This window comes from Desulfofundulus sp. TPOSR (assembly GCF_011393055.1).
GTDB classification, from domain to species: Bacteria; Bacillota; Desulfotomaculia; order Desulfotomaculales; family Desulfovirgulaceae; genus Desulfofundulus; species Desulfofundulus kuznetsovii.
The window spans coordinates 1,238,635-1,259,768 of sequence record NZ_JAAOEF010000001.1 but is presented as its reverse complement, the minus strand read 5'-3'; the positions used below and the strand labels follow the sequence as shown (position 1 = coordinate 1,259,768).

Here is a 21,134-nt window from a genome sequence, read left to right as displayed (position 1 = left end):
ACAGCACGCTCTTGCCCACGCGGTGAGCACGCTGCTGGTCCTGCTGGCCAGGGCTTTTGGGTGCCGGCACATTTTCATTGAATGGCTGGTCACTCTGCGCGGCAAAAGGGCCGCAGTCGGGATCTCAACTGGTGGGTGTCCACGGTGGTGCGGGGTTTACTCTTCCGGCTATTGAGATACAAGGCAAAGCTGGCAGGTATCCGGGTGTTCGTGGTGCCACCGGGAGGCACGAGCCGGGTCTGTCCGCGGTGTCTCAGTGCTGGGAAGCACGTAATCTCTCCGGGGAATAAGACCGAAGAGGATTCCGGTTCCTGGTTTGTCTGCCCTTCGTGTAGCTGGCAGGCGGACCGGGACTATGCGGGAAGCTTGAACATTGCACGGCTCGGTTTTAAACTTACGAGGCCGCTGTCCTATAAGGTCGGCGGCGCGGCGCGACCGTTCCCGTCGCGGGTAGCTTCTCCGGAAATTTCTTCGGGAGCGATGACCTTTACCACAACTGCATGAAGGTTCTGGAAGTGGTTAGAGAACCGCTGGACATAATTAAGTGGGGCAGTAAAGAAGAAAGGGAAGAAGAAGCAATTAAGGCTTTACAGAAGGTACAGCTGCCCGTCTCCCCGGAATTTTTAAATCGTTACTGTTACGCCTTAAGTGGAGGACAGCGACAGCGTCTGGCCATCGCCCGCGCCCTGGTAACAAAACCGAAGTTGTTGATTGCCGACGAAGTGACCTCGATGCTGGACCCTTCCACCCAGGCCAATCTTTTAAGGGAGCTCAAGGGACTCCAGAACAGGCATGGATTTGCCATGCTTTATATTACTCACGATTTGCATCTGGCCCGTAAAATTGCCGATAAAGTTTATGTTATGTATCGAGGTGAAATAGTGGAGAGGGGTGTATCCTTCGAAATATTCGAAAACCCGGAACATGTTTACACCAAAAGACTATTGAGAGAGGCTTTCAGAGATTTGGTTTGATCTGAATGCCGGGCGAACCGCCGGTTCTCGACGCCAGGCCGGCAATAATTACGCTGCTGTCCAGGAATACTTTAATTTGTTTATTTTTGCAGCCAGGCAGGCTTAGAGGGTTTGCGCAAAACTGCTGTGTTTAGGTAAAATAATGAAAAAGCTGCGGATTAAGGCAATGCCGGAACCAAGTACGCAGGGAAATGGAGGTGCGAAAAATGAGCGTCGTCCCGGGTGAGCTGGCGGCCGGCCGGCAAAGGTATACCTACGAAGACTACTGCCGCCTTCCGGAAGGGTCACCCTATCAACTGATTGGGGGGGAACTGGTCATGACGCCCTCGCCCACACCCTACCACCAGATGGTGTCCATGAAACTGGAATTAAAAATGGCGGGTTATGTCCTGGAAAAGGGACTGGGCATTGTTTTAGACGCTCCCGTTGACGTCTACCTGGAGGAAACGGAAACCTACCAGCCGGACATAATTTATATTTCCAATGAAAGGCTGTCCATTATTGAAGAGAAGCGGATTAATGGCGCCCCGGACCTGGTGGTGGAGATCCTTTCCCCCGGTACCGGTTATTACGACCTGCGGACCAAGTACAAGGTTTACGAAAAGAGCGGTGTCAGGGAATACTGGATCGTTGATCCCCACAGTAAATCGGTCCAGGTTTTTTGCCTGAAGGGCGGGAAATATGCCCTGGACCAGGAAGTGGAGCAACAGGGGACGGTTCAATCCCATGTAATCGCCGGATTTGCGGTAGAGGTGGAAAGTATATTTTAGAAAGTTGACACGATCCCGGGGCCACCTTGCCCGGCAAGGGCGGGAACCCCGGGCCGGCCTGTTCCCGTTTGCTTGGCCTTCGCCTCCAAACGCTCTTCCATCCTTTCCTTTAACAGCTTACCCAAACTCATACCCTCTCTTTACGGTCGTCCCAGGTCGGCGGCTTCTCCCGGCCCGGCAGAGGCTGGGGCGGATCCAGCTTCCTGTCTATGCTCATGGAAAAGAGGAAAATGAACAACAGCGCATTTCAGTTCTACCGGGAGAAAATTTATAGCCGGCTGGGATTTTGAACTTGCGGTTATTTATCCCGGCTTAGTGTTGCCCTCCGCTACCCATGGTATTTTTCCCGGTTTATTGGTCAATACTGGTAACATAACTGTTTTGCGGAGGGCAATAAAGGTGAAGATTCTCGATTTACGGGCCTATTACGGCAGCAACATTTACTGCTACCGGCCGGTAATTAAAATAATCCTGGATCTGGCCCCCGACGGGTGCCGGCCCACCAGCGAGCTGGGAGATTTCAACCGGCGGTTGTTGTCCCTTTTGCCCGGCCTGGGTGAGCACCACTGCTCCCGCCGGCGCCCCGGGGGTTTTGTGGAGCGGTTGAAAGAGGGTACCTACCTGGGCCACGTGGTGGAACATGTGGCCCTGGAGCTTTGCAAGGTGGCCGGCCAGGAGGTGATTTACGGCAAGACCCGCCGGGGGGACGGGGAAACGGTTTATGAAGTAATCTTTGAATATGTTTCTGCCCCCGGCGGGCTGGCCGCCGCCCGGGCGGCGGTGGAACTGGTGCAGGCCCTGCTGGAGAAAAAGACGGTGGAAGTGGCGGAACTGGTGGAGAGGGTGCGGCTGGCTGCGGAAGAAGAATACGGCCCCAGCACCCGGGCGATCCTTGAGGCGGCCCGCAAAAGGGGGATTCCGGTCCTTCCTTTAGGGGGAGGATTCTACCAGCTGGGTTATGGGCGGCATGCCAGGCGGATAGCGGCTACCATTACGGATCACACTCCCTGTACTGCCGTCGACCTGGTGCAGGATAAGCAGTTATGCAACCAGCTGCTGGCCGCCCACGGGGTGCCCGTACCCGAATCGGGGATTGCCCGCACGGTGGAAGAGGCCCTTGCCCTGGCCGAAAAGTTGGGACCCCCTGTGGCCATCAAACCGGTCAACGGGCATCACGGGCAGGGGGTGAGCCTTTTTGTGTCCGGAGAAGCCCGGGTGCGCCGGGCCTTTGAACTGGCCGGCTACTATGACCGGCGGGTGCTGGTGGAAAAACAAATTCCCGGCCGGCAGTACCGCTTGCTGGTGGTGGGAGGACGTCTGGTGGCCGCGTCTTTGCGCCTGCCTCCCCGGGTGGTGGGGGACGGGCGGCGCACCGTCCGCGAACTGGTGGAGGAACTTAACCGGGACCCGCAGCGTGGTGAGGGGCACGGCAGGCCCCTTTCCAAAATCCCCCTGGATGCGGTAGCCCTGGCTTGCCTCGCCCGCCAGGGTTTCACACCCCGGGATGTGCCCGGGAAAGGGCAGGCTGTTTACCTGCGGGACAATGCCAACCTCAGCACCGGCGGGACCGCTATTGATGTTACGGAACAGGTGCACCCGGCCAATGCCCGGTTGGCCGTACGGGTGGCCCGCCTGGCCGGTTTGGATGTGGCCGGCATCGACGTGGTGGCGGAGGATATCGGCCGCCCCCTGGAGGAGCAGGGAGGCGCTGTCATTGAGGTGAACGCAGCCCCGGGGCTGCGCATGCATACCCACCCGGTGGAAGGCCTGCCCCGGGAAGTGGGTGCGGCCATTGTGGATCACCTCTTTCCCCCCGGCGTACCCTGTCGCATTCCCATTGTGGCGGTGACAGGTACCAACGGCAAGACCACCACCACCCGGATGATCGGAGCCATTTTGGCCCGGGCCGGCCTGGTGGTGGGCCTGGCTACAAGCGACGGCATTTACATTGACGGGCGGCGGGTGCTTGCCGGTGATACCACGGGACCGGTCAGCGCCAGGCTGGTGCTGACGGAACCGGAGGTCGACGTGGCCGTGCTGGAAACGGCCCGGGGGGGCATCCTGCGGGCCGGTTTGGGCTACGAGGGCAGTGACGTGGGGGTGGTCACCAACATCAGCGGGGATCACCTGGGACAGGACGGCATTGAGACGCTGGAGGATCTGGCCGATGTAAAATCCCTGGTGGTGGAAACCGTCCGTAAACACGGCTTTGCGGTTCTCAATGCCGATGATCCCCATGTGCTGGCCATGGCCGGCCGGGTCCGGAGCAGGATCATCTATTTTTCTCTGGTGCCCGATAACATCACCGTGCGCCGCCACCTGGGTGCCGGCGGTACGGCGGTGTTTGTGAAGAACGGGATGCTGGTGGTGGCCCGGGGCCAGCAGGTGCGCCGGTTGCTCTCAGTACGCCGGCTGCCGGCCTCCCTGGACGGTCTTGCCCGGCACAACGTCCAGAACGCCCTGGCGGCAGCCGCGGCCTGTCTGGGTCTGGGTGTGTCCATGGAGCACATCCGGGCCGGCCTGGAAAGCTTTCACTGCAACCTGGAGCAAAATCCCGGCCGGTTGAATATCCTGGACGTGCAGGGCATCCGGGTGGTGATCGACTACGCCCATAACGCCGCCGGCTACCTCAGTATGGTTAATGTGTTGCGGCACTTCAAAGGACGGTTAATTGGCGTCATCGGCGTACCCGGGGACCGCCTGGATGAGCAAATCAAAGAGGTAGGCCGCATTGCCGGCAGAAATTTTTCCGCCCTGGTGATCAAGGAAGATGCCCACCGGCGCGGGCGCCGGCCCGGGGAAGTGGCTGCCCTCCTGCGGGAAGGTGCCCTGGAAGGGGGAATGCACCCGGGGAGAATCCGGGTGGTTTTGCCCGAAGGGGAGGCGGTGCTGCGGGCCCTCCTGGCGGCCAGGCCAGGGGATACGGTGGCCATCTTTTACGAAAAGCTGGACAGGGTGGTCAAAGCCATAGAGTTGTTTCGCGCCCGCCGGCGGCCGGGAGAAGGTGAAAAAGGCAAAAACGGGCTGCAGGGAAATATTCTCCCGGCGACGTAAAACTATTGGTAAAACCGAAAGGGAGATATTGCCCGTGCTTGAAGTGCTGGCCCGTGCCAAGATAAACCTTACCCTGGACATTACGGGGCTTTTGCCCGATGGTTACCACGAGCTGGAAACGGTTATGCAGAGCATTGCCCTTTGCGACCGGCTGGTTTTTTCCCTTCGCCCACAGGGCATTGAGCTCCAAACCGATAGCAGACTTATACCCCCCGGTCCGGAAAATCTGGTTTACCGGGCGGCGGAGCTTTTGCAAAGGGTCACCGGTTGCCGTCAGGGGGTACATATTTTTCTTTCCAAAAATATCCCGGTGGCTGCCGGCCTGGGGGGCGGTTCCGCCGATGCGGCGGCCACCCTGGCGGCCTTGAATCAACTCTGGTCCCTGGGCCTCTCCCGGGAGGAGTTGCTTGTTTTAGCCGCAAAGCTGGGGGCGGATGTACCCTTTTGCCTTGCAGGGGGTACCGTTTTGGCCCGGGGAAAGGGGGAGTTGCTCACTCCCCTAAAACCCCTTCCCCCTCTGGGAGTGGTACTGGTTACTCCACCCCTGGCCGTATCTACGGCCCGGATCTACCGGGAATACGACCGCCTTTTGCCCGGAGTCCATCCCGATACCCCTGCCATGGTGGCGGCTATTGAGCGCCGGGATATCACGGCGGTAGCCGCCCTTTTGGGAAATATACTGGAGCCGGTAACTGCCACACTTTATCCACAGGTTTACGTGGTGAAGGAAGCCCTGAAGGCGGCCGGTGCCCCGGGGGTGGTCATGAGCGGCAGTGGTCCTACCGTTTTAGGCCTGTGCCGGGATGAAGGGGAAGCCCGCCGGGTGGCCGGGCGGCTGGACCCGGGGCTGGGGCGGGTTTTGTACACCCGTTTTTGCAGCCAGGCAATAAAACTTGCGGTAATTAACGGCTCCAGGTAAAATATAAGTGTTATGACCAGAAAAAGGGGTGGCGGCCGTGGAAGAACCGAGACTCATTCCAATTAAGCTGGATAATTACAAACCTTTAAGGGAGCTGGTTTTTGAATCCTTGCGGGAAGCGATTATCCAGGGCCGTCTGAAACCCGGGGAACGGTTAATGGAAATCCAGCTGGCTGAAGAAATGGGGGTAAGCCGCACTCCCGTGCGGGAGGCCATCCGGAAGCTGGAGCTGGAAGGTTTTGTGGTCATGGTGCCCCGCAAGGGAGCCTATGTGGCGGGTATTTCGGTAAAGGATATTGTCGATGTCTTTGAAGTGCGGGCGGCACTGGAAGCGCTGGCCGCCGGTTTGGCCGCAGAGCGGATTACCGAAGAAGAGCTGGAGGAGCTGGAACGGGCACTGGTGAAAACCTACGAAGTCAGCGGCCACGACCTGGAAGCGCTGGTTGAAACGGATACCAGATTCCACGAACTCATTTATAAAGCCAGCCGGAACGAAAGGCTGGTTCAGATCATCACCAACCTGGCGGATCAAATTCAACGCTTCCGGGCCACCTCTTTGGCCCAACCAGGGAGGACGAAGCACGCCCTGGAAGAACACAAGCAAATTGTGGAAGCCATCAGTGAACGCAACGTGGAGCTGGCCCAGATCCTGGCGCGGGAGCATATAGAAAATGCCGAACAGAGCCTGTTAAACGCCCTGGGGGAGGCAAGGGAATAATGGTTGACGCGGTGGTTCTGGCCGGCAGTCCCAATAACGGACCGCTCAAGGAATGCAGTCCGGTGCCCTACGAAGCGCTCATTCCTATTGGCTCCAAAGCGATGGTGCAATATGTAGTGGAAGCATTAGCACTGGCCCGGGGGGTAAACAGGATTGTAGTGGTCGGGCCCAGGGAGGAGCTGGCGAATCACCTCAAAGATGACCGGGTACGGGTTGTTCCGGCAGGCAGCAGCCTTTTGGAAAACGTCCAGCGCGGCCTGAAAGAGCTGCCGGGTACCCGCCGGGTGCTGCTGGTCAGCTCCGACATTCCCCTGATTACACCCCGGGCCATTGAAGATTTCCTGGAGCTCTGTCAGGATCAGGAGGCGGATTTGTACTACCCTATTGTACCCAAGGAAGCCGTGGACAGCCGTTTTGCCAATCCCGTGCGGCGGACCTACGTCAGTCTTAAAGAAGGTATTTTCACCGGAGGCAACCTGTTTTTACTTAACCCGGAAGTGGTTTCCCGTTGTTTGCCCCTGGGGGAGCAGCTGGTGGCTGCCCGGAAAAGCCCCCTGCGCCTGTGCCGTCTGGTGGGCCTGGGCTTTTTGATTCGTTTTCTTCTGCACCGGGTTACGCTGGAGGAAGCCCAGGCGCGGGTTTCCCGCCTGCTGGGCATCCGCGGGGTAGTGGTAATCAGCCGCTACCCGGAAGTGGGTGTGGATGTGGACAAACCCGTGGATCTGGCCCTGGTGGCCAGAACGCTGCAGCAGGCTTCGTGATCTAAATAAGGAAGTGTTTTCCCGTGTCCCTTCCCCTGAATCTTGCCATGATCCAGGAGGCCAGAAAGCGTCTTGCGGGTGTTATTCACCCCACACCTCTGGATCATTCGACCACCTTTTCCCGGCTTACCGGCAGCGAGGTTTATTTCAAGCTGGAGAACCTGCAAAAGACCGGGTCCTTTAAAATTCGCGGCGCCTACAACAAGATCATGTCTTTGACTTTGGAAGAGCGGCAGCGGGGTGTGATTGCCGCTTCCGCCGGAAACCACGCCCAGGGGGTGGCCTGTGCGGCCACCAGGGCCGGCATTCCCTCCACGGTGGTCATGCCGGAAGGCGCCCCCATTTCCAAGGTTATGGCCACCCGGGGTTACGGCGCCCGGGTAATCCTGGCGGGAGGAGGTTATGACGAGGCCTTTGACTACGCCCGCCAGCTGCAGAAGGAAACCGGGGCCACCTTTGTGCACGGCTTCGACGATCCCCTGGTGGCGGCGGGCCAGGGTACCATAGGCCTGGAGTTGCTGGATGAGCTGCCCGATCTGGATGCGGTACTGGTGCCCGTTGGCGGGGGCGGGCTGATTGCCGGTGTCGCCATGGCCGTTAAATCTTTGAAACCCCGGGTGCGCGTAATTGGTGTCCAGTCGCAAGGGGCGCCGGCAGTTTATCTTTCCCTCAAAGGCGATTGCCGGCAGCAACTGGCTGCCACCGCCACCATTGCCGACGGGATCAGCGTGCGCCGTCCTGGCGAGTTTACCCTGGAGGTTATACGCCGTTATGTGGATGACGTGCTGCTGGTGGACGACGAGGAAATTGCCCGGGCCATTTTAATGCTCCTGGAGCGCTCCAAAATTGTAGTCGAGGGGGCCGGTGCGGTGGTCCTGGCCGCCCTTTTGCACGGGCACCTTTCTTTACCCGGGGCGAAGGTGGCTCTGGTTTTAAGCGGGGGAAACATTGACGTCAACATTCTCTCCATCATCATTGAGCGCGGACTGGTTAAATCCGGACGCATCATCCGCTTGCGTACCGTGGTTACGGATCAGCCGGGCAGTTTGCAGCGCCTGCTCGGTGTGCTGGCAGCCGTTCGGGCAAACGTAATTTCCATCAACCATGATCGCATTAAACCCCAGGTGCCCTTAAAACAGGCGGAGGTTGAACTGCTGCTGGAAACCAGTGACGTGGAACATGTGGAGAGGGTCATGGCCGCCCTGTCCCGGGAAGGGTACCGGGTGGAAAGGATCTAGGAAAAATTTTTTAAAGTGAAATGGAAAATTGCAGGAATTTTTACATTCGTGGAGAAAACAGGTTAACAGGTACCGGTTAGGGCAGCTTCGGCCAGCGCTGCCCGGTGATCCAAAAAAGGCAGTTTGGGTTTGCAGGAAGGTGGTGAGGGAGTGGTTGTTACAGATGTGCGGGTGCGCAAAATTCTCCCCGAAGGAAAAATGAAGGCCATTGTGTCGGTCACCCTGGATAACATGTTTGTTATCCACGACGTAAAGGTAGTGGAGGGGAACAAGGGCTTGTTTGTGGCTATGCCCAGCCGCAAGACCCCCGACGGTGAGTTCCGGGATATAGCGCACCCCATCAACTCTTCAGCCAGGGCTATTATTGAAACCGCGGTGTTGCAGGCCTATGAACAGGCCATTTAGCCTTTTCACACCAGGGCTGGGCTATGATATGTCATGTTTTTTTGTAAAAGCGGAGCATAGTTAAGGACCTGCGCTTTTGTGGATCGCTATGCTCTCTTTTTGTGCGAAAAGTATAAAAATTATCTGACAAAGAGGAGATTCATGTTTTTTGTTGAATCCTGTTGATCGGGATTAAGAACTGGTTTTTTGACGGCGGGGCTGCCGGTGGCAGCCCCTTCACGCGATTCTTTTAACTTTTCCGCCACGAAGTCCCGTGTAGCGGGGGAAAGGCAGTGCAGGGGCTGCCTGCAGTTAAGCCTGCCGGAGAGATTCGTCCGGTGGAGCAGGATGCCCCTCCAAAAGGGGAGGGGCGGTTTACCGACAAGGGGGGCGCCTGATGTCACTGGCGGCCGTAATTCTGGCGGCAGGTAAGGGCACGCGGATGAAATCCGACCTGCCCAAGGTAATGCATAAGGTTTGTGGACGGCCCATGATCGAATACGTCCTGGATGCGGTCCGGGGGGCCGGGGCGGAAGAAATCGTGGTGGTGGCCGGTTTTGGCGGCGACCTGGTAGCCCGTACCGTCCGGGACCGGGCACAGGTGGTCTACCAGCACCAGCAACTGGGCACGGCTCACGCCCTGCTCCAGGCCGCTCCCCTGCTGGCCGGTTTTCCCGGTACCATTTTGGTGGCTTGCGGGGACACGCCGCTGGTAACCGCCGGGACTTTGGCCCGGCTGGCGGCGGCCCATGCCGCAGCGGGAGCCAGAGCCACCGTCCTTACCGCCTGCCTGGAAGATCCCACCGGTTACGGCCGGGTGATCCGGGACAAGGGCGGGCGCGTGCAAAAAATTGTGGAACAACGGGATGCCACCCCCGGGGAACTGGCGGTGAGGGAAGTAAATACGGGTATTTATTGTTTTTCCGCGCCCGGGCTATTTGACGCCCTGTCCGCTATCAAAAGCGAAAATGCCCAGGGTGAGCATTACCTTACCGACATTATTGGCCATTACGTGCAACAGGGTGAGCCTGTAGCTGCGTTGAAAGTGGAAGATGCCCGGGAAGTGGAGGGGGTCAATGACCGGCGGCAGCTGGCCCGGGTGGAAAGTTACCTGCGCCGGCAGATAGTGGAAGAGCTGATGCTCTCCGGCGTGACGGTAATGGATCCCGCCACCACATTTATCGACCGGGATGTAAAGATTGGTCGCGATACGGTGATCTACCCCTTTACGATTATCGAGGGAGATACCATAATCGGTAAACATTGTATCATCGGTCCGGGAAGCCGGCTGATCAATGTCCAGGCAGGCGAGGGCGTGGTTATCGAGCACTCGGTAATCCTGGAAAGTAAAATCGGGGATAATTGTACCATTGGCCCCTTTGCTTACATCCGGCCGGGATGTGTTCTGGCGCCGGATGTGAAGGTGGGGGACTTTGTGGAATTGAAAAAGACGGTGGTAGGGAGGGGAAGCAAGATTCCCCACTTGAGCTACATGGGCGACGCCACCGTCGGTTCGGGCGTTAATATAGGTGCGGGGACCATTACCTGCAATTATGACGGGGAAAAGAAGTGGCCCACCATTATTGGGGACGGGGCTTTTATTGGAAGCAACACCAATTTGGTGGCACCGGTGGAAGTGGGGGAGAAGGCTTTCATTGGTGCCGGTTCCACCATCACCAAAAATGTGCCCCCGGGGGCGCTGGGTATTGAGCGGGGGCGCCAGCGGAATATAGAAAACTGGCTGCAGAAGAAGTCCAAAAAAGAATCCTGTGCCGGTGATTAAAAGGAGGGGGTAGTCATGCTCCCCGGGCCGCCGGGTTGGGCACCCTGGTTTTCGGAAATCAGTGTTGGAGGTAGAAGGATGTCATCGCGTAAAGAATTAAAAATCTTTACCGGCAACGCTAACCCCCAGCTGGCCGAAGAGATTGCCCAGTACCTGGGTGTTAGTGTGGGCGCGGCCAAGGTTTCCCGCTTTTCCGACGGGGAAATTCAGGTCAAGATAAATGAAAGCGTGCGGGGGGCCGATGTTTTTATTATCCAGCCCACCTGTCATCCGGTAAATGAGCATTTGATGGAACTGCTGGTAATGGTGGACGCGGTGAGAAGGGCTTCTGCCCGGCGAATTACGGCAGTTCTGCCCTACTATGGCTATGCCCGGCAGGACCGGAAAACCCGGGCCAGGGACCCCATTACGGCCAAACTGGTGGCCAACCTCCTCACTGCCAGCGGTGCCCGGCGGGTGATAACCATGGACCTGCATGCGGGGCAAATCCAGGGATTCTTTGATATCCCTGTGGATCATCTCCCCGGGGTGCCACTCCTGGCCCAGTATTTCATCCAGCAGAGACTGAAGGACGTGGTGGTTGTCTCACCCGACCTGGGCGGGGTAACCCGGGCCAGGGATCTGGCCGAGCGCATTGGTGCGCCTATTGCTATCATTGACAAAAGGCGGCCCGAACCCAATGTGGCGGAAATTATGAATATTGTGGGTGATATTGAGGGTAAAAAGGTCATCATGATTGATGACATCATTGATACCGCCGGTACCATTACCCAGGGTGCGGCGGCACTGAAAAAATTTGGTGCCCGGGAAATTTACGTCTGCTGTACCCATCCGGTGCTCAGCGGCCCGGCGGTCCAGCGCCTGGAGGAAGCGCCGATCAAGGAGGTACTGGTTACCAACACCATACCCATACCTCCGGAAAAGATGATCGATAAAATAAAAATTCTTTCCGTGGCTCCCCTGCTGGGCGAGGCCATCATCCGCATTCATGAAGATCTATCGGTAAGCAAGCTTTTCGATTAAAATATTAGGCCGGCTTGACCGGCCTGTGGCACCGGTGCATTTTTCGGTGCAAAGTTTCAAGGTTTTACACCGGCGTATTTGCCTCGCTTACTTTCCTGGCGGCGGCTGCTCCTGCTGCTCGCGGGCTTCGCCGTTGGGACCGGGATGCTGGTGGCAGGAACAGGTGGTTTCCTCATCCCGGGGACCCCTGACCCGCTCCAGGGAACGGTTTATGGCTTCTCCCAGTTCCCGGGTTTTTTGCCGGGTGGTATCCCAGGCCTGGCTGGTCGATTTCTGCAGCTGGCGCAGGGACTCCGCCAGCCCGCCCTCAATTTTGATTACATTGGCCAGGGCCTCGTTGCTGGTGACGATTACTTCCTTGCCGATGGTGCGGACAAAGGCGGTGTCCAGAAAGGCCCGGCCGGAAATAACGCTGTCAAGAAACCCGCCGGAAAATTCCAGGCCCACAATATCCCCGGCTTCCAGGTCCACATAGTATTCATCCACCTGTCCTAAAAGGGTGCCGCTTTCCGTGACGATGCGGGCCCCGGTGATCCCGGTGCGATCCTTGACCAGTTTCACAATATCCGGCAGTTTGGCGCCCCTTTCGGCGTTGCTGCTCCGGTCCACGGTAATGACATTTTCCCCTACGCTGTGCACCCGGTTGAAGGGGATGTACTTTTGTTCCTTAAACCAGCCTTTTTGTTCTATGATCAGGGCAGCCACTGCTTTTTTATCCGGGTCCACCACCAGCCCCCGGACCACGCCGATTTGCTGACCTTCCTGCAGGCTGATCACCGGCATGCCGATAAATTGTTTGCTCTTGCGCATTTGCTGGCCCCCCTTTTTTGGTAGCTTTCCTGTCCCTAATCCATATGCTTCATACCGAGTTGATATGACCAAAAAAAGGGAATACTAGAGAAGAATGAGGTATTATGCCAGGATTGAGGAGGGATGGTTACCATGGAAGCCAGTCTGCTGGCGCAGGTAAGAACCGGCCGGGGGAAAGGTTACCGGCACCGGTTGGCCGCACAAGGAAAAATTCCCGCCGTTGTTTACGGCAAAGCTATCGGCAACATTCCGCTGGAGGTGGAGTTGCGTGCCCTGAAGAATATCCTGGCCGGCGAGGGCGGCCGGAACACCCTGATCAACCTCAACATCACGGGAGAGGGGCAGGAACGCCAGGACAAGGTTTTGATCAAAGAACTTCAGTATGACTCCCTGCGCGGCGAGTTGATCCACGTAGACTTCCAGCAGGTCTCGTTAACGGAAAAGATTACCACCACCGTGCCGGTGGAGCTTGAAGGAGAGCCGGTTGGTGTGAAGCAGGGGGGCATTCTGCAACAGCAGCTGCGGGAACTGGAAATCTCCTGCCTGCCCGCGGACATCCCCGAGGTTATCACCATGGACATTTCGTGCCTGGAAATGGGGGATACCGTTCATGTGGCAGATCTTCCCGTGCCTGCCGGGGTGAAGGTTCTCAACGACCCGGAGGAAGTGGTGGCCACCGTGGTGGCTCCGGCGGTAGAAAGGGTGCCGGGCGAGGAGGAAGAAGCCGGCGAAGGGAAGGAAGCTTCTCCGGAAGCCGGGGAGGAATAACTTTACTGCATGCATTGCCAAATCAGCGTGATCCGCTGGGGCAGGATAAAATAACTAGAAAATTGCCGGGGCTTTCAGGTATGGCCGCCCCGGTGTTTTGTTATCTCCATCCACCGGTTTAACCCGTAAGGGAAATCTCTCCCGAAAGAGGCTATACCCGTTGCTGGTCGGTGTTGGTTTTCAGCATGTATTTGCCGTCATAGCGGGTTTCCCGCCTTATGGCATCGTAGTCGATGGTTACGGCGTTTTTACTGGCTTTGAGATACTGCCGGTAGCCTTTGTTACCAAGCAAGCCCTTGATATTGCCGCTGTCCAGTTTCCTTATGATCATTTCCCGGCGGGCATTGCGGTCCCGTTCTGCTCCTTCCGGATTGAAACAGAGGATGTACCGGCTAACCCCGTTGCTCCAGACTTCCTTGACTTAAGGTTTTCTTTTACCCGGGTATAGGGGGCATTCCAGCTGAGCATCCGGTCAATGTCCGGCCGGCGGCGCATCTTTACGCCCATGATATACTGGAGCCCGGCGGCACTGATTTCCTGCAAAACTTTGTTATTGACCATTCCCCGGTCTCCTACCATGATTACCCGGGTGACGTTAAACCGGCGGCGCAAATCGGAAAAGGCGGCCTTAAAAGTCCTGACATCGGCGGTGTTGCCGGGGAAAATGTGGTGGGCCACCGGTATGCCCTCTTTGGTCATCAACAGGCCAATCATGATTTGCAACCGGTCGGGCCGTTTATCCTTGGAGTAGCCGTATTTGGCCAGTTCTTCCGGCCCGGAGCCTTCGAAATAGGTGGAGGTGGTATCCCAGAACACCAGGTCCAGTTCGCAGTTAAAAAGGTTGCGCACCCGGTCGAAAAGAAAGCTCTCTATCTCGTCTTTGTATTCCGCCACAAAATCCAGGGCGTGGTAGAAGTGATGGAGTTGGAGCTTTTCCAGGGGCGGGTGGTAAACGCTTTGCAGCCACCTTTCATTAAGCCCCAATTTAGATAACGGATCGCATAACCGGTTTAAAACCATGGCAAACAGGGCTTCTTCAAAGGGAGAGGTCTTTTCCGTGCGATTCAGGATACGCCGCACACAGGGACCCAGTCCCAGCTTTTCTTCCCACAGGTTGTGGAAGATTAATGCCGGCCCCCATTGTTTGGACCAGCTGGCTTGTGTTTCATCCAGGTTCATTCTGACCCACTGGGTTTCGCTGAATCTGGTCAGGTTCTCAATCAGGCGATCCAGCTGTCCATCCTGCAGTTCTTCAAGCCGGCCCAGGTTAGCGATAAGTCGCTGGCGGGATCTACCGTTTACCCGGTAGGATTCCACCAGCTGGAGGTATTCCCTGGTAGTACCGTCTTTATTTGTAAAGGTTTTCTTTCTAACAAACATGGCATCCCATCATGTGGATATTATCTGCACTTATCTTATCACAGGAAAAGGGACAGTGACTAAACATATATTACCAACGTGGCACAACGACTTTTTAAAAATCGCCGGTTTTCTGACAGTTGCTTTCCATTCTGGCATTACTTTACAACACAAAATGCCCATTTTTCAAGGCTTCACGGATTTTTGGGGGTAACATAACAGTTTCTGGCTTTCAAACTCGAGTCATAAAAATTCCTCCCCATTTCGTTTTCTGAGGAGGATTATCCTATAAACCCGGGGATTGTGCCAGGTGGGTAGGGTTTGACGCTTACCAAAGACTCAACGAGCTTTTTGGGACGGCTCAAGGGTAGTATAGCATTTTTTCATACCCCGGTGGTGGCGCGGGCGCCATATCCTACTTGATACGGATATTTTTATCATTACATTGAAACAAATTTTGCTTAAGCAGATATACTGCTTATTTCTTCCAGTGATTTCTTCCTAGTTTCCCGACCAAATATTGCTATAAGTAGTGCGCATCCTACTAACACCACCATAATTACATGAAGCACCAACATGAGTGATTTAAAAGAATACAATATTCCTAATACACTAGGTCCTATCATGGCTCCCACCCGGCCACAGGCTGATGCAAATCCCACACCAGTACCCCTAGCTTCAGTAGGAAAGTTCTCAGGAATGTATACATAATTAATTCCATTACACATAGATAAAGCCATCATCATTATAACCATGAAGAATTTACCCAGTTCTCCACCGAATAAAAACAGTAGGTATGCGCTTATGCCGAAAGTGAGAAAGAGTATAAAAATTGTTTTTTTCCGACCAATTGCGTCTGCAGCTATACCAGCAACCGGCGTTACAATAACACCAAGAAGTTGTGCAAAAGCCATCCATAAAAGTCCGGAACCAAGGTTGTATTTTAGTTCAGTTGTTAACAACACTGGCATCCATGTAGTAAGTGCAAAGGTAGCAAACGATAAGCAAAACCACATTGTACTCATTAACAGTGTGGTACCTAATAGTTTTTTCTGGAAAAGATAGCTAATAGGAATACTAACTTCTTTTTTCTTGGACAGTTCTTCTTTCTCAAGCTCAACTGCTTCTTCAAAGGGAATTGTGGTTTTATTAATTATTTTCTTCTCTATTTGATCAACAATATTGACAGCGTCTTCCACTCTACGCACATTAAGTAAATACCTTATAGATTCAGGAAGATATTTCCACGCAACAAGAGAGAGTATTACAGGCAGGGAGGCAATTGCAAATCCCCATCTCCAGCCATAAGGAACAATAATAAGGTACCCAAGGAAAAAAGCGAAAGCTACTCCCAGAGAATAGTTGGCGTTAAATATACTCATGCACCGACCACGAACTCTTGCAGGCATGTATTCGGTCAGATAAGCCGCGGCAACCGGAACCATGCCTCCCAACCCTATGCCGGCAATGGTGCGCCATACAAATAAGGAATTATAACTGTTAGATAGCATGCACATGCCCATAAAAATGGCGTAAAAACCCATTGCCGCTGATAAAACTTTTACCCGACCGATACGATCAGCAAAATACCCTGCAAATAGTGCCCCGAAAAGCATGCCCATGTATCCCGCTGAATTTAGATAACCCGTTTGTATTTTGGTTAAATCCCATTTTGATATTAGCTCGGGCAACGCAATAGATAATACAAAAGCGTCATAAGCATCAAAAAATAGCCCCAAGCACATAATTAACAAAATTTTAAAATGAAAGCCTGAAAAAGGAAGATTATCCATTCGTTGAGATAGATTCATAATTATCCCCCTATTATAATTTTTAATGTTGTGCTTTAAAAAGTTCATTTTTCATATACAGAGATAATAATTTAGTGAGATACTGTAGCATACATAAGTAACTAAATCATTTTATCGATACTGTAACAGCCGATTCGCGCTGCCGGTTCGCTAACCTCGGCGGTGCCGTGTTTCGTTGCCGGCCCTCCGCAATGTCGCTCCTTAGGGTACGACCGCCACCCATCCAGCTCGATTTTTGCGACAGTATCCTATGAAGGGTTTAATGGATTTGTATCCTATCCAAGATAATACAGAGGAGTTTATTTTTTTAAGTAATTTGAACCTTGTGGGCAGGCTTACTAAAACTATGGCTACTAAAACTATTGGAATTCATATTTTTTAGCTTATTAAATTCGCCTGCCCACAAGTTCATTTAAGTTCTAATCGTTCTAATCAATAGCTAATCGGTAGAAAAATCCGGCGGCATTTAACATACTACCGGGTCGTTACCCTATAAATTTAGATATGTTTATATATTAATGTAACTAGGCATTTTTTCGGGAGCTGTAAATATACCCTCTGCGATAAATTTTTTGATTGTAGCCATAGAGTCCCTTTCAACTCTTGTATGTGGTGGGAACTTACTAAAAAGATTTGCTGGGTATACTTCTTTTTCATATATTTTTCTGTATATTTCATTTCTAAGCATTGTAGGGTAGTTTCTGCTTGGATCTAATCTTCTTCTTCTTAATTCTTCTAGATTTATTACTGCACTAACCATCATTTCTCCGGGGTAATCAGCATAAGCTAAAAGTTTGCCATTAAAATCGGAAATCATTGCCTTTCCAGGTGTAAAGTATTTCGGCCGTTTTCCGTAAATTGCTCCCCAAGAAGCGCTTACGACATAGGCAACATTCTCATAGCCTCTCATCCGGTTCATCATCTGCCATATTTCATATGGCGGCGACAATAAAGGTTCTACAAGGACTGGATGAAGAATAATTTCTGCACCTTGAATTCCCAGTGCTCTAGAGTTTTCTGGGAAATGGCCATCCATGCAAGTAATAGTTCCTATTTTCCCAATATCGGTTTCAGTTACTGGAAAAAATGAAGATAGGGAATCGCCAAACTCTGCAACGTATCGATCATATACGTCATGTGGGCTGACAGATAACTCGTAATGGGTTGCCACTGTAAGTTTTCGATATTTATGAATGATCTCTCCCTTAGGATCAATAATAAAATGTATATTCCAAAAGTAGCCATCTTTAATCCATTCATCCCGAACAAGGGCACAACCAGCAATATAAACGTCGTACTCCTTGGCCTTTCTTGCCAGCTGCTCGGTTTCTTCTCCAGGAAGTTCAATTAAAACGTTATCCAAATAGTGCTGGTAAGACCAATCTGCCTCATGTCCTTGCAAGAAAAATTCAGGGAAAGCGATTAGTTTAATTGGTGCATAACATGGTTCATTATAGTTTGACCTTGCAGTTAGTGAAATTTGAGGGGCTACATCAATAAGCTCAAGCGTACGTTTCAAATTTTTCTTGATATCGGACCTATCCTCTACTGCTTTTATCTCGGGTTGAACTGCTACTGCGGTAAAAATATCATATTTACTCATGATAATACCTCCTATTATTAATATAATTTGCTATTATATCTTACAACTGATGTCAGACCACCTTTACATAACATCCCTCCCTTAATTAAAATAAATATAAGCACATAAATGTAGGTACTTTATTTTAACCTGGGCCAAGGACCCACCCCTGTACTTCATGAACTAGCAAAAAATATTCCAAACCCAATTCAGCCGTTAAGTAATTTTTTGAATAGACCCCATGCCGCATTAGCGGCACCATCAGATGATGAAAATTACATGTAGAAGTTATAACAAAAATACGGCTAGTGAAGAGAGGTCGTTGTCCCTGGTGCTGCGAGCCCGATTCACATTATGTTTACAAAATATATAAAAACTGGCTTCATTAAAAGAATCAACGTATGTGAAATGTATAACATGGAAACATAAATATTAAAGTTATACAAACTATTATTTGCCTCTGTTTTCGGAAATGGCGAAAGTTTAATCAAAATTCTTATGACGAGACTTCTTATGACGAGACTTCTGAAAAACTAGCTCAAGAAATAAATCATCATTCCTGAAGGGGTGCCCACAAAATGGAATAATTTACATGGTACTACAAATTTGAGCTGCATGTTTTCAAAGCCTTGGCAAAGCTACCCACTCCTTCACCGTTTAGCACCCTCTCGTAAAGGGCCAGCTCTTCTTTCAGCGCGGGGTCCTCTTCGTGTGGTTTAAGGGCTGTTTTTGGCATAATAGAATTGCATAAAACGGCAGCCAAAAATGCACAGCATGGCGCGGGTAAAAAAGGGCATTGCCATCACGCTCTAGAATAATCCCTTCTGACTTGGGCAAAGGCAGGAGGGGATACAAGAGGTGATAGCAATGGCCCAATAACAGTATATCAAACATCTTTACGAGCGGGAAGAGTGCAGTATTGCCGAAATTAGCCGGCGGGTAGGTATCAACTGGCGAACAGCGGCTAAGTACGCCAGGAAAGACGACTGGAATCAGCCCATGCAGCAGACCCGGCGCCGGCAGCCGGTCATGGGGTCTTTTGTGGACATCGTGGACACCTGGCTCATGGAGGATATGCTCAAGCCCCGCAAGGAGCGCCGCACTGCGGCTACCATTTACCGGCAACTACGTGAGCAATATGGTTTCAAGGGGGCGGGGAGAACGGTGCGAGCATACGTTTCCCGCCGCAAGAAAGAACTCCGTACTGAAGCGCAAGAGAAATACTTACGGCTGGAGCACCCACCCGGACAAGCCCAGGTGGATTTCGGGACGAGCCACGTGGTATGGGACGGAGTACTAAGGGAAATCAAGTACCTAACATTCTCCTTCCCGTACAGCAATGCCGGTTTTTGCGTACCGGTGCCCAGCGAAAATACGGAATGCTTGCTCTACGCTATGATCCAGGTTTTCGAGTGGATAGGCGGCGTTCCGCCGGAAATTTGGTTCGATAACCTTTCGGCAGCAGTTGTGGGTGCGGGGAAAGGCGAACAACGGGAACTAACCGAAACCTTCCGCCGGTTCATGCTCCACTACCGGTTTGAGGCTAAGTTCTGTAACAGCGGCAAGGGCAACGAAAAAGGCCACGTTGAGAACAAAGTGGGCTATACACGGCGCAACTGGCTCATACCATACCCGACGGTTTCAAGTTACGAGGAATTAACGGCTGAGCTTTACCGGCGGGCCTTAGAGGATATGCAACGCTCCCACTACGAGAAGGGCGTTACAATTGCCAAACTGTGGGAAGAGGACAAAAAAGCGCTCCTTCCCCTGCCTGCAACCCCCTTTGAACCAGTCCGGCTCGAGACTGCCCGTGTGAACAAATATGTCCAGGTGCAATGCTGCGGAGAAGTATATCCGGTGCCAAGCGCACAGGTTGGAGAGACGGTGCTTCTCAAGCTCTGGTGGGACTGCGTGGAAGTCTTCAGCTCCACTCAAGAGCGTTTAGCCCATCTCCCCCGCCACTACACATTGAAAACCCAACCCATCGACTGGAAAGGGTACTTTAGGATTTTCATCCGTAAACCAAGGGGTGCACGGCATGCGACCATGTACCGGTTCCTCCCCGAGCCGGTTCGTCAGTACCTGGAAGCATGTGATCCGGAAGCATACCGGGAACGGCTAAAGTTCATCCATACCCTCCTGGAAGAAGGGTTCATCATCGAGGATATCGCCCGGGTCTTGGAGGAGGCCGCAAAATACCCGGCGGCAGATAGCGCCTTAATCCGTCATAAGCTGTACCGGATTACATTCCCGGCCGCTCCCCTGGAGGCCTTAAACGAGACCTATACGCCGGATAGCGTCAGACGCTATACACCCGAGATCAACGTCTATGACCGGCTGGTGCCGCAGGCGGGCGGGAAAGGAGGTGAACTCCGTGACCAAGTTGTCGTTGAAGGAGCAGTGTAAGGCTTTAAAACTGGCATATATCCCGTCTATTTACCTGGAGATCACCTGCCATGACCGGGAACAATACCTGACCGACCTGTTCGCAGCCGAACTGGAAGCGCGTTGGGCTAACAGAGTCCGCCACCTTATCAAGAAGGCGGGTTTCCCGGCCCATAAGACGCTGAATGACTTTGACTGGAAGCCCGTGACCTTACCGGCCTCCACCACCATCACCCATCTGACAGAACTCACCTTCATCGAGCGCTGTGAAAACGTGCTGGCGCTCGGGGCCGTGGGCACCGGCAAAACGCATTTGGCCATCGCCCTGGGGGTTCGGGCCTGCATGGAGGGGAGGAGCGTCCGTTTCTACCGTTGCCTGGACCTCGTCAACGCCCTATTGGAAAGTCACCGCCAGGGTCGTTTGCAGCGGCTGATGGGAGAGCTGGAGAAGGTCGATCTGATTATCATCGATGAGCTTGGCTTCGTGCCACTTCTCCGTGAGGGAGCTGAACTCCTATTCAACGTTGTAGCTCAAGCGTATGAACGACAAAGTATCATTGTTACTTCCAACTTACAGTTTGGTCAGTGGAACACCGTGCTGGGGGATAACCGCCTCACAGCGGCGCTCATCGACCGTTTGGTCCACCATGCCCATATCCTGGCCTTTGAAGGGGAGAGCTATCGTTTGCAGAAGGCGCTCTCAGCTATAGCTATCAACCAGTCAGAAGATAAAGATAATAGGATTACGGCCATAGCGAACTGAAACCTCCCGATTCGAGGGAGAAAAATTACCGA

20 protein-coding genes are annotated in these 21,134 nt (G+C 53.4%); 14 read left to right on the top strand and 6 right to left on the bottom strand.

Features of this window, described 5'->3' with window-relative positions; all coding sequences use genetic code 11:
• The first annotated feature begins 81 nt into the window (after positions 1–81).
• The 3 genes from G7K71_RS20185 to G7K71_RS06150 all read left to right on the top strand — a co-directional run bounded on the left by G7K71_RS20185 (position 82) and on the right by G7K71_RS06150 (position 1,744).
• Complete coding sequence (locus G7K71_RS20185) at positions 82–504, top strand: zinc ribbon domain-containing protein (RefSeq protein WP_395858254.1); 423 nt, start codon at positions 82–84, stop codon at positions 502–504.
• Between the two features lie 11 nt (positions 505–515).
• Entirely contained in the window at positions 516–974 is a 459-nt protein-coding gene (locus tag G7K71_RS06155) for an ATP-binding cassette domain-containing protein (RefSeq protein WP_395858253.1), read from the top strand.
• Between the two features lie 206 nt (positions 975–1,180).
• On the top strand, positions 1,181–1,744 hold the full coding sequence (locus G7K71_RS06150; protein WP_166344275.1) for a Uma2 family endonuclease: 564 nt from the start codon (positions 1,181–1,183) through the stop codon (positions 1,742–1,744).
• On the opposite strand, the gene G7K71_RS19805 is transcribed toward G7K71_RS06150, so the two are convergent.
• The gene (locus G7K71_RS19805) at positions 1,741–1,869 is read right to left on the bottom strand and encodes a hypothetical protein (RefSeq protein WP_279286277.1); all 129 of its coding nucleotides are present in this window, start codon (positions 1,867–1,869) and stop codon (positions 1,741–1,743) included. The genes G7K71_RS06150 and G7K71_RS19805 overlap by 4 nt on opposite strands.
• 274 nt (positions 1,870–2,143) lie before the next feature.
• On the opposite strand from G7K71_RS19805, the gene cphA reads away from it, so the two are divergent.
• The 8 genes from cphA (at position 2,144) to G7K71_RS06110 (ending at position 11,624) form a co-directional block, all read left to right on the top strand.
• Positions 2,144–4,798, top strand: a complete 2,655-nt coding sequence (gene cphA, locus G7K71_RS06145; protein ID WP_166344273.1) for a cyanophycin synthetase — start codon at positions 2,144–2,146, stop codon at positions 4,796–4,798.
• 34 nt (positions 4,799–4,832) lie between these two features.
• Positions 4,833–5,717, top strand: a complete 885-nt coding sequence (gene ispE / locus G7K71_RS06140; RefSeq protein WP_166344271.1) for a 4-(cytidine 5'-diphospho)-2-C-methyl-D-erythritol kinase — start codon at positions 4,833–4,835, stop codon at positions 5,715–5,717.
• Positions 5,718–5,754: 37 nt separating this feature from the next.
• Positions 5,755–6,435, top strand: a complete 681-nt coding sequence (locus G7K71_RS06135) for a GntR family transcriptional regulator (protein ID WP_166344269.1) — start codon at positions 5,755–5,757, stop codon at positions 6,433–6,435.
• The gene (locus G7K71_RS06130) at positions 6,435–7,196 is read left to right on the top strand and encodes a nucleotidyltransferase family protein (protein ID WP_166344267.1); all 762 of its coding nucleotides are present in this window, start codon (positions 6,435–6,437) and stop codon (positions 7,194–7,196) included. Before G7K71_RS06135 ends, G7K71_RS06130 begins: the two co-directional genes overlap by 1 nt.
• A 23-nt stretch (positions 7,197–7,219) precedes the next feature.
• Positions 7,220–8,434: a threonine ammonia-lyase gene (gene ilvA, locus G7K71_RS06125; RefSeq protein WP_013821315.1), complete on the top strand. Its 1,215-nt coding sequence runs from the start codon at positions 7,220–7,222 to the stop codon at positions 8,432–8,434.
• A gap of 150 nt (positions 8,435–8,584) precedes the next feature.
• On the top strand, positions 8,585–8,839 hold the full coding sequence (spoVG, locus tag G7K71_RS06120) for a septation regulator SpoVG (RefSeq protein WP_013821316.1): 255 nt from the start codon (positions 8,585–8,587) through the stop codon (positions 8,837–8,839).
• A 376-nt stretch (positions 8,840–9,215) separates the two neighbouring features.
• A complete protein-coding gene (gene glmU, locus G7K71_RS06115) occupies positions 9,216–10,601 on the top strand; it encodes a bifunctional UDP-N-acetylglucosamine diphosphorylase/glucosamine-1-phosphate N-acetyltransferase GlmU (protein ID WP_166344265.1) in 1,386 nt (461 codons plus the stop codon).
• Positions 10,602–10,679: 78 nt separating this feature from the next.
• Positions 10,680–11,624: a ribose-phosphate pyrophosphokinase gene (locus G7K71_RS06110; protein ID WP_166344263.1), complete on the top strand. Its 945-nt coding sequence runs from the start codon at positions 10,680–10,682 to the stop codon at positions 11,622–11,624.
• 87 nt (positions 11,625–11,711) lie between these two features.
• Here G7K71_RS06110 and G7K71_RS06105 read toward each other — a convergent pair whose 3' ends face one another.
• Positions 11,712–12,434 carry a PRC-barrel domain-containing protein gene (locus G7K71_RS06105; protein WP_166344261.1) on the bottom strand — a complete coding sequence of 241 codons (723 nt, stop codon included), beginning with the start codon at positions 12,432–12,434 and terminating at the stop codon, positions 11,712–11,714.
• Between the two features lie 132 nt (positions 12,435–12,566).
• Here G7K71_RS06105 and G7K71_RS06100 point away from each other — a divergent pair, with 132 nt between their 5' ends.
• Positions 12,567–13,202, top strand: a complete 636-nt coding sequence (locus tag G7K71_RS06100) for a 50S ribosomal protein L25/general stress protein Ctc (RefSeq protein ID WP_166344259.1) — start codon at positions 12,567–12,569, stop codon at positions 13,200–13,202.
• A 151-nt stretch (positions 13,203–13,353) separates the two neighbouring features.
• Here the strand turns inward: G7K71_RS06100 and G7K71_RS06095 are convergent, their stop codons facing one another.
• The 4 genes from G7K71_RS06095 to G7K71_RS06080 all read right to left on the bottom strand — a co-directional run bounded on the left by G7K71_RS06095 (position 13,354) and on the right by G7K71_RS06080 (position 17,975).
• On the bottom strand, positions 13,354–13,533 hold the full coding sequence (locus G7K71_RS06095; RefSeq protein WP_166344257.1) for a hypothetical protein: 180 nt from the start codon (positions 13,531–13,533) through the stop codon (positions 13,354–13,356).
• Positions 13,530–14,582, bottom strand: a complete 1,053-nt coding sequence (locus tag G7K71_RS06090; protein WP_166344255.1) for an IS1634 family transposase — start codon at positions 14,580–14,582, stop codon at positions 13,530–13,532. The genes G7K71_RS06095 and G7K71_RS06090 overlap by 4 nt, the downstream gene beginning before the upstream one ends.
• 440 nt (positions 14,583–15,022) lie before the next feature.
• The gene (locus G7K71_RS06085; protein WP_166344253.1) at positions 15,023–16,372 is read right to left on the bottom strand and encodes an MFS transporter; all 1,350 of its coding nucleotides are present in this window, start codon (positions 16,370–16,372) and stop codon (positions 15,023–15,025) included.
• Positions 16,373–16,880: 508 nt separating this feature from the next.
• Positions 16,881–17,975, bottom strand: coding sequence for a nitrilase-related carbon-nitrogen hydrolase (locus G7K71_RS06080; RefSeq protein ID WP_166344251.1), 1,095 nt, complete (start codon positions 17,973–17,975; stop codon positions 16,881–16,883).
• 864 nt (positions 17,976–18,839) lie between these two features.
• Between G7K71_RS06080 and istA the strand changes: the two genes are divergently transcribed.
• Both istA and istB read left to right on the top strand, forming a co-directional pair.
• Complete coding sequence (gene istA, locus G7K71_RS06075; RefSeq protein WP_166345146.1) at positions 18,840–20,360, top strand: IS21 family transposase; 1,521 nt, start codon at positions 18,840–18,842, stop codon at positions 20,358–20,360.
• The gene (gene istB / locus G7K71_RS06070; protein ID WP_166344249.1) at positions 20,329–21,102 is read left to right on the top strand and encodes an IS21-like element helper ATPase IstB; all 774 of its coding nucleotides are present in this window, start codon (positions 20,329–20,331) and stop codon (positions 21,100–21,102) included. Before istA ends, istB begins: the two co-directional genes overlap by 32 nt.
• Positions 21,103–21,134 lie beyond the last annotated feature (32 nt).